The sequence below is a fragment of the Vibrio sp. MM46 genome, from assembly GCF_027587135.1.
Taxonomy (GTDB): Bacteria; Pseudomonadota; Gammaproteobacteria; order Enterobacterales; family Vibrionaceae; genus Vibrio; species Vibrio harveyi.
The window spans coordinates 92,028-104,363 of sequence record NZ_JAPPTO010000014.1; the positions used below are offsets into that span (position 1 = coordinate 92,028).

Below are 12,336 nucleotides of genomic sequence, written 5' to 3' on the forward strand. Positions count from 1 at the left end.
TACAATAGCGGCAGTTTTTCTTGTGGGGTTTACTGACTAATCAATGGGTTGTCCAGTGACAGACGCGATTGGTACAGTAATTGCAGATATTTTCCCACAAGTGTTTTTAAGTCATGAGGGAGGCAATGGTTCGCCTCCCTTATGTTTGCAGTACCAACCTCTGCGTGACGCAGAAGTGGGTAATAATAAAGAGTAAAGGTTGATGATGAAGAAAACTCTATTGGCAGTAGCACTACTAAGTGCTTCTTCTGCAGCAATGGCAGATTCATGGATTTATGGTGGTGCTTCTGTAGGTCAGTCTGACTTCAAAGGTGAAACAGACACGTCTTACTCTGTGCACGTAGGTACAGGTATCCTGCCAATTATCGGTATCGAAGCGGGTATTACTCAGCACGGTGAATTCAAGATTGCAGGTCAAGAAACTAAGCTGACTTCATACTATGCAGCGCTTAAACCAAGCATCGACTTCGGTCCTCTGCACGTTTATGCGAAAGGCGGTATTCACCAGTGGGATAAGAAAGTATCTGGCGGCAAAGATGACGATGATCTAGATCTAATGTACGGTGTAGGTGCGGAATACTTCATTTTCGGTCCTATGTCTGTTGGCGCAAGCTACATGAACTACACAGCGGGCAAAGACGACATCGGTACGTTCTCTCTAAACGCGACACTGCACTTCCTATAATCGGCGAGTCTTTCGAAGGTTTGATAAACACCGGCAATATGCCGGTGTTTTTTTGTCTGTAAATCACACAAATAGACATTGAACAAAAATTATTCGTTTCTTGGCCTTAAAACCACCAATCTTTCGCATATAGTAATTACCTAACTATGCATCACGTGATGTTCCGTTCTGGAATCGAACAGGAAAGGTATAACTATGAAAACAAAACTCTCGTTATTGGCTTTGGCGCTATGCTCATCTTCCGCGTTTGCTGACTCTTGGATTTATGCTGGTGGTCAAATCGGTCAGTCTGATATCGACAGCGAAAACGATACGACTTATGGCGTACATGTGGGTACTGGCATCTTGCCGCTCATTGGTCTCGAAGTGGGTTACTTCAACCATGGCAAGGTAGATTTAAATTTAGCGGGTAGCCGTGGTGATGTGGATCTCTCATCCTTCTATCTTGCGGCAAAACCAAGTATCGACTTTGGTCCTCTGCACGTTTACGCGAAAGGTGGCATCAACGCCTTTAACGTTGAATACAATGGCAACTTAAGCAACCTAGATAAAGACGATGGTGTGTCTTACATGTATGGTGTCGGCGCAGAGTACTTCTTGTTAGATAACATCTCTGTTGGGGCGAGCTATCAAGCTTTTGGTGTTGATATCAATGGTGACAGTGACACCGTAAGTAGTATCACGGGTAACGTGACTTTCCATTTCTTATAAGCGAAACAGTGGGAAGTGCTTCAACGTATTTGAAGGCTTAGAACGAAAAAAGCACGCTGCTACGTACATGAGGTAACAGCGTGCTTTTTACTTAGTCCTGAATCGGATTTGGTCGACACTGTATGTTGGTCAGAGGAATAAACTTATCGCTCTTCTCGTAATACACTCCGCAATCTTCACCTCGTAGTTGCAACGTATATTGATCAGGCAACTCGGTTTCAGCTCCGTTCAATGACACACCTTGCTCATCCATTAATTGTCCAGATACGATCAAAAGATGAGAGTTGGTTTCAAACGTATTTGACGCGATCTTGGGTGGAACTTGATTGCCTTGAATCGTAGTTATTGCGCGCTGAATCTCTGTTACTGTGTCACCAGAAGTCTTGATGCTCAATGCGTTCACCATATCATCGTTGTTACTTGATGATGAGCAACCCAATAGCATCACACTCATACCCGCTCCGGTAAGCAAGGTCATTGTTTTAGTTAATGTTGACATGAATAGCCTCTTGTCGAAGTGGATCGATCCCTTGATTAAGTGGAGTACCACCTAGCATTGGCATTGCTCTAGGAGCAGGAGCCACTGAAGGCGCAGCAGGGCAGTTACCTGTCGCTATATAGTTGAGAGCGGCAGAAAGCATACCTTCAGAGATATCACCTAACGGTGCATTCATGTCATCTGCCACAACACAGCCTTCCACTTTGTCATCTATACCAATATTAGACGATACAAGATTTTTTGCCGTAGGGATGAAGCCATCTGCAAAATCACCAAAGCCTTTTGCGTTGATCGATTTAAACTGAATAGTGTAGTAAACGCTGCCACAGTTTGCTTCAGGCGAAAACCCGTAAGGTTTACCAGTGGTCGTTGTTCCGATTTGAATTACGTCGACATCGATACCACGAAGTGCGTTGATCAGAAGCTCGCTGGAAGACGCTGTGTTGTCGGTGGTTAGGACATAAACACGTTTGGCGCTTAATGTCGGCAAAGATTTGCTTGTTAATCTGCCTGTCGCCCAGTTAATTTCTTTATCAACGAAATTGTAAACTTTACCGCCTTGACCTGACTTTGTGATTTTGTCGTTGTAAACCAATTGCCCAAAGACTTGATTCTGATTCGCCCCCGATAGCATGTAACCGACTTGTGCCGACTGCCAAATCAAACCGCCGCCGTTGTAACGTAAATCCATCACGACTTCGTCGACATTCGACGAAGACAGGCGATTAAACGCATTTATTAATGGTTGTTGAGCTGTTGCTTCGAATGCGTTGAACTGCATATAGCCAACCGTCTTATCTCCGTAGTTGAATACTTTAACGTTTTTAACCGGAGACGTTGCTACATCTTGCGCTTTGATGGTGACAACTTTCACAGCACCGTTCTTATCAAGAAACGTAAAGGTGTAGTCTTGATTGTTATTTGGAGAGAATAGGGTGTTGTTGATGTAATCAACGTCGGTTTGAAGTGGTGAATTAACCACGTCGACGTGATCAATCTTAATCAGTTTGTCGCCGCGCTCGACACCTTTAAGAGCGGCAGGAGAGTTGTCTTCGGTGTAGGCAATTCGAATATCTCGTGGCTCTGTCCCTTGAATAAACTTCCAATTAAAGCCAAACCCAGACACTAAACCAGATTGTTGAGATTTCATGAAAGCATCATAAGAACGAATGTAGTGAAAACGGTCTTTCTTTTGACCCGTTGCGGTTCTTGCTGGCGTTACTAGCGACTTAAAGTAATCGGAAACAGACGCATAGTTGCTTGGATTATTATCTGGAATTTCGTCATACCATAGATAGGTCTCGTGGCTGAAAGCGCGTAAGAACATTTTTTCGTACATGCTTGAGCCAGCTTGGTCCGGGTACGCTTTGCCTGTGTATGGATCAATCCCCGTCCTTACGTTATTACATTGATTGGCATAGCTACTTGCTGATTGAGAAAAATCGCCTGCTGTCCAAGCCGCGCTGCTGGCAGTTGTCGTGCCGTCTCCACCACCGCCACAACCCTGTAACAGTAAAATAGGGAGAGCTGCCAATACTGCTGTGTTTTTATACTTAAACATGGTTTCCCTTACATCTGTGTTAATTGTATACATAAGTCATTCGCGTTGAGCCAAGGATCTTGAGGTCGCTTGGATATAAACATTGACCTTGTATATAAATTCCTTTTACTGAGGCTTGAATGTATAAATAACTGGTTGCATACCGCAAATGGGAATCATCGCAATGTGGGGACGATCACACTCGTTTATGTTGGAAAATCAACGAGCTTCTGTGTGATACAGAAGCTGCTGAATGAAAGGGAGATCGTTATTCTGAGAGGCGGGTGGATGAATGACTCAGGGCGAAGTATAGACTTCACTACCCATCAAGACATTCTGTCCAATTGGTACTGATATTTCTTTTCTAACGCTTCGTTTCCTGCTGCACGTTCGAGTTCTACCATGAGGCGAAGGGAAGGCTTTTTAACACCGTACATTTGGTTAAAGCGCATTAAGCGAATTCGCGCATCGGTGTAGTTGCCACTATCGATTTCAAGTTTAGCCAGTTGAAGAATAGATTTAGGGCGGTGAGGGTCATGATCGATTGCGCGAGTGAAATAGTATTTCGCCTTTTCTACATCGTCTGACTTAAGCGCACAAAAACCGGCGTTCTCATAACTTGCAGGGATAAGGTAGTAATAAGGCTGCTCAATTGCGCGATTAAACATTTTGTCAGCTTGTTTGTACTCCCCTTGTTTACAAAGGAATGTGCCGTAGTTATTGAGTACGTTTCCGTTCTTCGCGTTTTGGCGTAATGAGCGTTTGTACATTTGTTCCGCTTTGACATCTTCTCCGACAGTTTCGTAATAATGCGCCATAGAGAGTTGTGCACGGTAATAGCTAGGTGCATGGGTTAAGGCTTGTTGAAGGTTATCGTGAGCACGAATCATACTTCCGCTTTCAAGGTAACCTAGACCTAAAGCGATACGTGATTCAGCCATAGCCACAGGATCCGCTTTAACGACAGGGCTTTTACCGTCTTCATTTACGGTCACACATCCCATCAATCCCATCTGTATGACGAGAACTGCTGCACCAAGCTTTACGATTTTCATTTATTTTTCCTGCGTCCCTGTTCCACAGAGCATGATATGAATTACAGTGCAAAAGCCTAATGAGGAAAAATTACTATGCGATCAGGTTAGCAAACTGATACAAAAAAGCCGCCAGTTGGCGGCTTAGTTCACATTCTAATTCAGCGACTTAATCGTCTTTCGTAAATGCATCTTCACTGAAGTGGTCCAGAGCATAAGGCGTTTGTTGGTAAACGCAGTAGTTAAGCCAGTTAGAGAATAGTAAGTGACCATGACTACGCCAACTCGCGCATGGCGGATTATCTGGATTGTTATTTGGGTAGTAATTGATTGGAATTGCAGGTTCCATGCCTTCACCCAGATCGCGAATGTACTCGTTATGAAGAGTATGGGAATCGTATTCAGGATGACCGGTCACAAAGATATTACGTTTGTCTTTGGTTGTTGCCAGATAAACGCCAGCAACGTCAGATGTCGCGAGAATATCAAGATCAGTGTGCTCTTCTAAAAACTCCGGTGAAAAATCTGCATAGCGAGAGTGCGGCGCTAAAAATGTATCATCGAAGCCTCGTAAAAGGGGATGGTACTGGTGGTGAATGTTATGGTGATATACACCGGACAGTTTTTCTTTACGTGTTTTCTTTGGCAAGTTGTAGAGAAGCTTCAAACCAGCTTGCGCTGCCCAACACACGTAAAGAGTCGAAGTGACGTGGTCTTTTGCCCACTCCATAATGGTTTTCAAGTGGTCCCAATAGATGACGTCCTCGAACTGAACCAAGCCTAGCGGCGCTCCCGTGATGATAAGACCATCGAAGTTTTTACCTTTTACCATCTCAAACTGGCGGTAGAAGGTATCAAGGTGTTCAGTCGGTGTATTCTTGCTTGGACGATTGTCGATTCGAAGTAGCTCAACATTAACTTGCAAAGGGCTATTGGAAAGTAGGCGAAGAAACTGCGTTTCGGTCTCAATCTTTTTTGGCATCAAATTGAGAATAAGCACTCGCAATGGACGGATTTCCTGACTCGCCGCTCGACTCTCGCTCATCACAAAGATGTTTTCTGTCCTTAATACATCACTAGCGGGTAATTGATCTGGAATTCTAATTGGCACGGCTTTCTCTCCCTAAGCTTAACTTTTTAGACGTCTATACTTCTAAAGCTAACGTAATTGCTTGCGGATGTCGACATGAAATGTGACTTTGAACGGGATTTCTTTTCATATGGCTCAATCTCAGCAGAAGCTTGCGTTGTAAACCCAAGTGACTCGTTGCCGATTCTTGACTTAGACCCACTAGACCTTTAAATCGCCGCCGCGTCTACAAACCAAGTCATTCTCTCGGAACCTAGCATTTAGAGATTACTTGGGTATACATCTGAGCGACGACAAGAAATCGATAACTCATCTTGATACATCTAGTGGCGAATAATAAGACACGCTATGTTCCATGACAGCTGATGAAATTTAGCTCAGTGCTGTCAGGTCATGTCGATAAGAAAACACAAACTACCAACTGTGATTGCTGCAAGATTTCTGAATACATTTTTGTGAAACACAGAGCGTAGAGTTTGAAGGCAATTATGAGATCGAGTTAGTATAATTTTTGAACCCTAATACTAAAAACACGAAAGGGTTCACCAACTCGTGCTTATGTACACAGTTTGGATAATCATCGTCAGCGGAGGATATCATGTTCGGTATTTTTAAGAGAAAAGAGACCATTCAGAGCATCGCACATCAAGTTCCTAATGTTTTACTTAGAGAGTTTGGCGATAAGAACAGCTACTCACCAGATGAAGTTGATAAGGCGCTATTAGAGCTAGGTCATGAGAAACATCGAGATATGACGCGCTATCAATATGCGTATGGGATGTTTACTAGTCTCGCGAGTTACGAGCAGTTGGGCTTAACGCAAGAGCTCGGTAATTATGGGCACTTCCAACGCGAAGTCGGTAAAATGTTGTTGAATACACCAGAACCTATTGATATGCATATTTACTTTGAGCTTGCTCAACAACATCACTTAAGTGGCGGTCAAGCCAATGTTGGTAATGAAGCCAATGTCGTCGATAGTGTTGATGGCGGTTATTAGTGCGTTCATTTCAAATTCATTTCCTTGCAGGCTTTCCACACCATTCAGAGCTGAGCTAATAGCGGTATTTCGATGAGCGGGCACAAAGTTCCGAGTGTTACGCTCACTCAAGTTCGTTAGAAGGTACCGTCAAAAGTCCGTAATCTCCTTTTTTAGCTAGCGTATTTTTAGTTTTTCATGCGTGTCTGTGTGCATATTTTGACGTTGGTCAAAAATGTGCCAGTTTCTCTCTCGCTTATATTCATCTTGTCCAATACTAATCTGAAGTTGGCTTTCAGTTTTGGAACAAAGATCATGGAGAGGGATATGCAAAGGTGGCTTAGCGCACTCACACTCGCGGGATTAGCGGGATGCAGTTTGTCTAATGAGATTTATATGGAAGGACGAACTCTTTACTTTAACGGTGAAATTACAGCAGAGAAAGTAGCAGAGGCAATTGAGTTAGCAAATGTTCAACCAAATGGTGTGGTTGCCATGATGATTGACAGTGACTCTGGTGAATATCGTCCTGCTATGGAACTTGGACGCTGGGTTTATACCAACCAAGTCCATTTGATCGTCAATGGTACATGTGCGTCTGCCTGTGCGAATTATGTATTAACCGCAGCACCGAGCACCTTAGTGATGAAAGGCTCTGATGTACTTTGGTTTGGCGGTGCCATGCAAGATGAATGGGATGTCGATGGCTTTGATCAGAAAGAGCTTAAGCAATGGCAACAGTCGCTCAGCTTATGGCGTCAACATGAGGACGCGTTTTTTGCCTTGGTTGATGTTAACCCTAAGATCACCATGTTTGGTCATATGAATAAACGCGAGAAATTACACAAAGCAGGGTGTGATATCGACGATGCGGCGTGGATGTACCATATTGATGATATGCAAAAGCTTGGACTGAATAATATCGTTTATGCAGACCCAGACGCTTTGATCACAGCACGGAAAGATGCACCTGGTTGCGTCATCAATTTGGAAGATTCTGACTTTTGAGTGTGATTATTACACCTGCGTAAATGTGAGTTGCATCACTTTTTATAGCGCGCTGACGGATTTTGATTATAATGCGCCGCTCAGAGATTCGATATGTCATCGAGTTCAGGTTAATTGAGCGTTGATTGCCTTATGTTCAAAATGCTTGTTTCTATGCCTCCATTGATTGCGTTGTCTATTGCTATCGTGTGTGAGGTGATTGCAACTTCTTCTATTCCTAAAACTGAACAGTTTACCAAGTTGATGCCAAGTACCGTGGTTATTATCGGTTATGGCATCGCTTTCTTTCTATTGTCTGTCACTGTGAAAAGTATGCCTGTTGGTCTTGTGTACGCAATTTGGAGTGGGGCAGGCATTGTTCTTGTTGCTGCGGTTGGCTACTTCCTATACGGACAAAAGCTCGATCTTGCAGCTATCGTCGGTATTGGTTTTATTCTTACTGGCGTAATGATTGTGAACTTGCTGTCTAAGACGGTCGGTCACTAATCCAAAAGTTTATCAATAAAAAAGCCGCGAATGATTCGCGGCTTTTTGTTATCTGAAGAAACACTTTTTTGCTATCTAAAGAAACATTGATCAGATTAATTCGCCATCGCTTCAATCAATTGACCTTGTTGGCGACGCTTACGGTTGCGGTACATCACCGCTGCAATTGCTGGCAAGCTGAAGGCGATAAAGCCAAGAATCAAAGCGTAAGCACCAGTTTGAGCACTAATGCCTGCTGGTACATCGAATGAAACGAAGATAGTTACTAAGCAACTGACCAAGCCAAGTGTTGCGACTAACATCATACCGAACTTGCCGCCAGGCACGCGGAATGGACGTTCAATATCTGCATGTTTACGGCGTGATACCAAGAAGCTTACGAAGATACAGATGTACATCACCATGTAGAGCTGAGTCATTAGAATATTCAATAGCCACATGCCTTGGTTCACGTTTGGTACCAAGATAAACACCAAAGAAAGCACACTCACAATCGCACCTTGTAGCAAAAGAAGTGGAACCGGCGCTTGGTTCTTATTTTCTTTTGATAGCGTCAGTGGCATGAAGTGGTCTTTTGCGGCGACGTGTAGGCTCTTGGTTGGTGCAATGATCCAGTTGTTTAGGCTCGCTAAGCTGCCAAACACAATGGCAAGTGCGATAACTGGCAGCATGAATGACATGTTCAAATCATCAAAGAACGCTTTGAATGCCAGAATTACGCCCTCGCTCAAGCTGGAATGATCGCTCGATACTACGGAAGAGATGGAAAGTGAACATGCAGTCAAAGAGACTAAAATCAACACAGTTGAAGCAATCAGCGCCTTAGGGTAAGTCTTTTGCGGATTGTCGACTTCACTCGCGTAAGACGTGGTTATCTCAAGTCCTGTTAGAGAAAGCACAACTGCTGTAAAGCCTGCACCAATACCATCTTGCGAGAAATCCGGTAGCCAGTCAGACGCATGACGAAGGGAGATATGCGATTCACTAGGGTTGGTATAAGCCCAGTAACCGCCCAAGCCGATGATCAGTAGGATAGGGAAGATAAGCCCCAAAGTGCCAAACACATTGGTGATGAGCGAAGACAAACGCAAACCAAAGATGTTGACCAAGGTCAGAGCCCAGAAAATCACGTTAATCATGATCAACATAAAGATGTTGTTTTGTGCCAGTTCAGGGAAGAAAGGGTACGCACCAGTCGCGACGATGAATGAAATGAGCGGTGGGTAGTACACAATGTTCTCGGCATACTGATACCACACGGTCGCAAAACCAAAGTTTGGACCTAACGTCTCTTTACCCCATAAATACACACCACCTTGTTGCGGATAAGTGGTACTCAATTCTGCACAAACTAATGCGGTTGGAACGAAGAAGCAAAGACCAGCCAATAGAAAGAAAGAGATGGCGTGACTACCAAATAAGGCGGCACCCGGAATGTTCCTTATACTGTCGACGGACGTAACCGTAATCATGATGACAGAAAAGACACTGAGTTTGACGGCGGATTTGGCGATATTGCTCATTCGATACCTTTAATGATTGAGCCACGAGTTCTGGATGCGAACCCGCGTGCTACAAGTAAGACCGGCGTATTGTAGGGCTGCAAGAATCTGTGGGTATATAGCCAAAAATGGTATGTATTTACCCAAAAATGAACCGAAATCTCAGTGGCTTAATCGTAATCAATTTAATCGTTTGCTCTGGTCAAAAAACACAAAATTAAGTTAAAAAACGAATATTAATAAATGTGTTTATAGCGAATTATTCATTACCGAAAATATGGAAATTTAGCAGATTTTTGCCAATGTTTGACTCTCACCTTGGGGGAAGGTCTAGATTGGATACGACCAACAAGTTGTAGAAGATGGAGAAAATGATGGGATGTTGTAATCAAGCACCAAAAGGTGGCACCGGAAAACTATCGTATTTATTAGGTTTAGTCGCAGCACTGTTTGTTGTGATCTTATTGTTGGCTGCGGTATTTGGCTAACATAAAAAGACACCGAACGTACGTTGTTGAACCAAGTCGTGCTCTTTAAATAAGCACTTCGAGGGGCTTAGGTGTAAGTTAAAACGGTATAAAATAAAAAACACGCCAAAGAGCGTGTTTTTGTTCGTTCAGAAAAACTCGTTGTGTCTAAAACCGAGTATTTGCTAACCCTACGCCGAAAGAGATAAATAATGCACCGCTAACGTAGTTCAACCACTTGCTGGTTTTCGAAGAAGTAAGCAGCACTTTCAATTTCGTTGCGAAGAAAATCACGAATAAATACCAACTTGCCACAATACCTGCTTGCAGTGCTCCTAGAATCATACTCTGCTCAAGAATATGTTCTGGTTGTACAAACTGTGGGAAAATCGACAGATAAAATAGCACGATCTTCGGGTTAAGAAGGTTAGTGAGTAATCCTTTCACAAAGGCTTGTTTAAGAGTTTGTTCTTCAACTTTACGATCAAGCTTTAACTTCTGGTCAGCCAGTTTAAGACCGCTTTTTAGGTTGTTGATCCCCAACCAAACCAAATAGGCAACGCCCATCCATTTAAGAATGTTGAACGCCAATGCCGATTGAGAAAGCAGCAAGCTCAACCCTTTTGCGGATACAAACGCATGAATCATAAAGCCAAGTGCCACACCAAGGATGTTAGCAATGGCAAAGCGGCGGCTCTGCGTCAGTGCAGTAAACAGTATCAACAAGGCATTGGGACCTGGAATTATCGCTAGAAAGAAAACAATTCCGCCGAAAGCCAACAAGGTATCGAGGTTCATGGTTATTCCAATAGAAAGGTTACACGCTGTTTATACACCTGCTTGTGTTTAAAAACAAACGACTATACCCAAGTAACTTCAAGATGCAGGGTTCAGAGCGTTGTCATTGATTCGAGAGTAAGGAAAACAACGCAGTATAATAGACAGCTCTTTCCAAGTTGCTTGACGCAGCAATCGGGTCAATGACACGCTCCCAAAGGGCACTCTTTGCAAATAGTAAGGGCCTTGGCTTGTATACTTTGTTGCCGATTCTTGATTTAGACCCACTAAACCTTTAAATCGCCGCCGCGTCTACAAACCAAGTCATTCTCGCTGAACCTAGCATATCGAGGTTACTTGGGTATATCAGAATTCTATTTGGCAGAAGGGGCAATGTAGATCAAGTAGGTTAACTGACTTAAGTAAAAGTGAGTTTTCAAACATGCTTATCTTTTCTAAAGCATTATAATCGAAAGAAAATTATCAAATAGGATTAGATAATATGTTGCTTGAAGATCTGCAAGTCGTGCTCAAAGTCGCTGAGTTTCGGAGTATCACTGGGGCTGCTACAGCCCTCGATATGAGAACAGCAACGGCCAGTGCAGCAGTGAAAAGGGTTGAAGCTTCTTTAGGTGCGGAGCTATTCGTTCGTACTACACGCCATTTACGTTTGTCCAGCGCCGGCGAACGTTACCTTCCTCAATGTGAAAAAGCGCTAGAGATGTTAGAACATGCAAAGCAGAACATGCGTGAGGATCTCGATATCATTGATGGAGAGGTGCGCATTGCGCTCTCTTCCGATTTAGGGCGCAATTTGGTTACGCCATGGTTGGATGAATTCATGGATAGCTACCCAAAAGTCACATTGCGAAGCAACATCAGTGACAGCAACATAGATTTTTACCGTGATTCGGTTGATATGGCGTTGCGTTATGGTGCGCCCACGGATTCCAGTATGTATGGTTTTAAAATCTGTAACGTACCTCGATTATTGTGCGCTACACCCGAGTATCTCAATCTTGCAGGAACACCGAAGCATCCGCAAGATTTAGCTGAGCACAATGGGTTGCTTTATCAGTTGCACGATAAGTTGGAAGATGTCTGGGGGTTCTCTGATGGCAGTGCTGAATACAAAGTGAAACTTAAAGGAAACCGAGCTTCGAATGACGGAGACTTAGTTCGACGTTGGTGTGTGTCAGGCAAAGGATTAGCCATTAAATCTTGTCTAGACATGTCGCAGGACTTACTGGATGGCAAGGTAATGAATGTCATGAGTGAATATAAACCGACGCCGACGGAGCTATGGTTAATTTGCCCAAGCCGACAGTCTATAACGCCAACGGTAAGGCTACTTAGAGATCTGTTTAGAGAGAAAACAAAAGCTATTCTGTCTGAATTAGTAAAAGAGAATGTATTAGATAGCGAAGTTTTAAAACTCTAGTCTTAACTCGTCGCCTTTTGTAACCACGAAAGGCGGCTTTTTTGTGTCCATTCGACGAAAATCACGACCTTTATGTTCAAGTTGATAGGTCTGACCGCAATATCGGAAAGTTCTTAT

General features: G+C 43.5%; 14 protein-coding genes. 8 read left to right on the forward strand and 6 right to left on the reverse strand.

The window, feature by feature from the left end; all coding sequences use genetic code 11:
* Window positions 1-55 precede the first annotated feature (55 nt).
* The 3 genes from OH459_RS16605 to OH459_RS16615 all read left to right on the forward strand — a co-directional run bounded on the left by OH459_RS16605 (window position 56) and on the right by OH459_RS16615 (window position 1,396).
* Complete coding sequence (locus tag OH459_RS16605) at window positions 56-196, forward strand: hypothetical protein (protein WP_009703578.1); 141 nt, start codon at window positions 56-58, stop codon at window positions 194-196.
* 9 nt (window positions 197-205) lie between these two features.
* Window positions 206-685, forward strand: a complete 480-nt coding sequence (locus tag OH459_RS16610) for an outer membrane beta-barrel protein (protein WP_005451857.1) — start codon at window positions 206-208, stop codon at window positions 683-685.
* Between the two features lie 195 nt (window positions 686-880).
* Window positions 881-1,396, forward strand: coding sequence for an outer membrane beta-barrel protein (locus tag OH459_RS16615; RefSeq protein ID WP_009698056.1), 516 nt, complete (start codon window positions 881-883; stop codon window positions 1,394-1,396).
* A 91-nt stretch (window positions 1,397-1,487) separates the two neighbouring features.
* Here the strand turns inward: OH459_RS16615 and OH459_RS16620 are convergent, their stop codons facing one another.
* The 4 genes from OH459_RS16620 to metA all read right to left on the reverse strand — a co-directional run bounded on the left by OH459_RS16620 (window position 1,488) and on the right by metA (window position 5,580).
* Complete coding sequence (locus OH459_RS16620) at window positions 1,488-1,895, reverse strand: hypothetical protein (RefSeq protein ID WP_005451861.1); 408 nt, start codon at window positions 1,893-1,895, stop codon at window positions 1,488-1,490.
* Window positions 1,879-3,456 carry a S41 family peptidase gene (locus tag OH459_RS16625; protein ID WP_269987722.1) on the reverse strand — a complete coding sequence of 526 codons (1,578 nt, stop codon included), beginning with the start codon at window positions 3,454-3,456 and terminating at the stop codon, window positions 1,879-1,881. The genes OH459_RS16620 and OH459_RS16625 overlap by 17 nt, the downstream gene beginning before the upstream one ends.
* Window positions 3,457-3,761: 305 nt before the next feature.
* Window positions 3,762-4,490 (reverse strand): type IV pilus biogenesis/stability protein PilW, encoded by a 729-nt coding sequence (pilW, locus tag OH459_RS16630; protein ID WP_009698053.1) that lies wholly within the window; start codon window positions 4,488-4,490, stop codon window positions 3,762-3,764.
* A gap of 148 nt (window positions 4,491-4,638) precedes the next feature.
* Window positions 4,639-5,580 (reverse strand): homoserine O-acetyltransferase MetA, encoded by a 942-nt coding sequence (metA, locus tag OH459_RS16635; RefSeq protein WP_269987725.1) that lies wholly within the window; start codon window positions 5,578-5,580, stop codon window positions 4,639-4,641.
* Window positions 5,581-6,157: 577 nt separating this feature from the next.
* Here metA and OH459_RS16640 point away from each other — a divergent pair.
* From OH459_RS16640 to OH459_RS16650, 3 genes are all read left to right on the forward strand, one after another.
* On the forward strand, window positions 6,158-6,559 hold the full coding sequence (locus tag OH459_RS16640; protein ID WP_009698050.1) for a hypothetical protein: 402 nt from the start codon (window positions 6,158-6,160) through the stop codon (window positions 6,557-6,559).
* Window positions 6,560-6,865: 306 nt separating this feature from the next.
* Window positions 6,866-7,546, forward strand: coding sequence for a hypothetical protein (locus tag OH459_RS16645; RefSeq protein WP_269987727.1), 681 nt, complete (start codon window positions 6,866-6,868; stop codon window positions 7,544-7,546).
* A 153-nt stretch (window positions 7,547-7,699) separates the two neighbouring features.
* On the forward strand, window positions 7,700-8,032 hold the full coding sequence (locus tag OH459_RS16650) for a DMT family transporter (RefSeq protein WP_408683932.1): 333 nt from the start codon (window positions 7,700-7,702) through the stop codon (window positions 8,030-8,032).
* 95 nt (window positions 8,033-8,127) lie between these two features.
* On the opposite strand, the gene OH459_RS16655 is transcribed toward OH459_RS16650, so the two are convergent.
* Complete coding sequence (locus OH459_RS16655; RefSeq protein ID WP_005451870.1) at window positions 8,128-9,555, reverse strand: APC family permease; 1,428 nt, start codon at window positions 9,553-9,555, stop codon at window positions 8,128-8,130.
* 341 nt (window positions 9,556-9,896) lie between these two features.
* Between OH459_RS16655 and OH459_RS16660 the strand changes: the two genes are divergently transcribed.
* On the forward strand, window positions 9,897-10,022 hold the full coding sequence (locus OH459_RS16660) for a hypothetical protein (RefSeq protein WP_255211851.1): 126 nt from the start codon (window positions 9,897-9,899) through the stop codon (window positions 10,020-10,022).
* Between the two features lie 147 nt (window positions 10,023-10,169).
* On the opposite strand, the gene OH459_RS16665 is transcribed toward OH459_RS16660, so the two are convergent.
* Window positions 10,170-10,799 (reverse strand): LysE family translocator, encoded by a 630-nt coding sequence (locus OH459_RS16665; RefSeq protein WP_009698046.1) that lies wholly within the window; start codon window positions 10,797-10,799, stop codon window positions 10,170-10,172.
* A 481-nt stretch (window positions 10,800-11,280) separates the two neighbouring features.
* Here OH459_RS16665 and OH459_RS16670 point away from each other — a divergent pair, with 481 nt between their 5' ends.
* Window positions 11,281-12,219, forward strand: coding sequence for a LysR family transcriptional regulator (locus tag OH459_RS16670; protein WP_269987729.1), 939 nt, complete (start codon window positions 11,281-11,283; stop codon window positions 12,217-12,219).
* Window positions 12,220-12,336 lie beyond the last annotated feature (117 nt).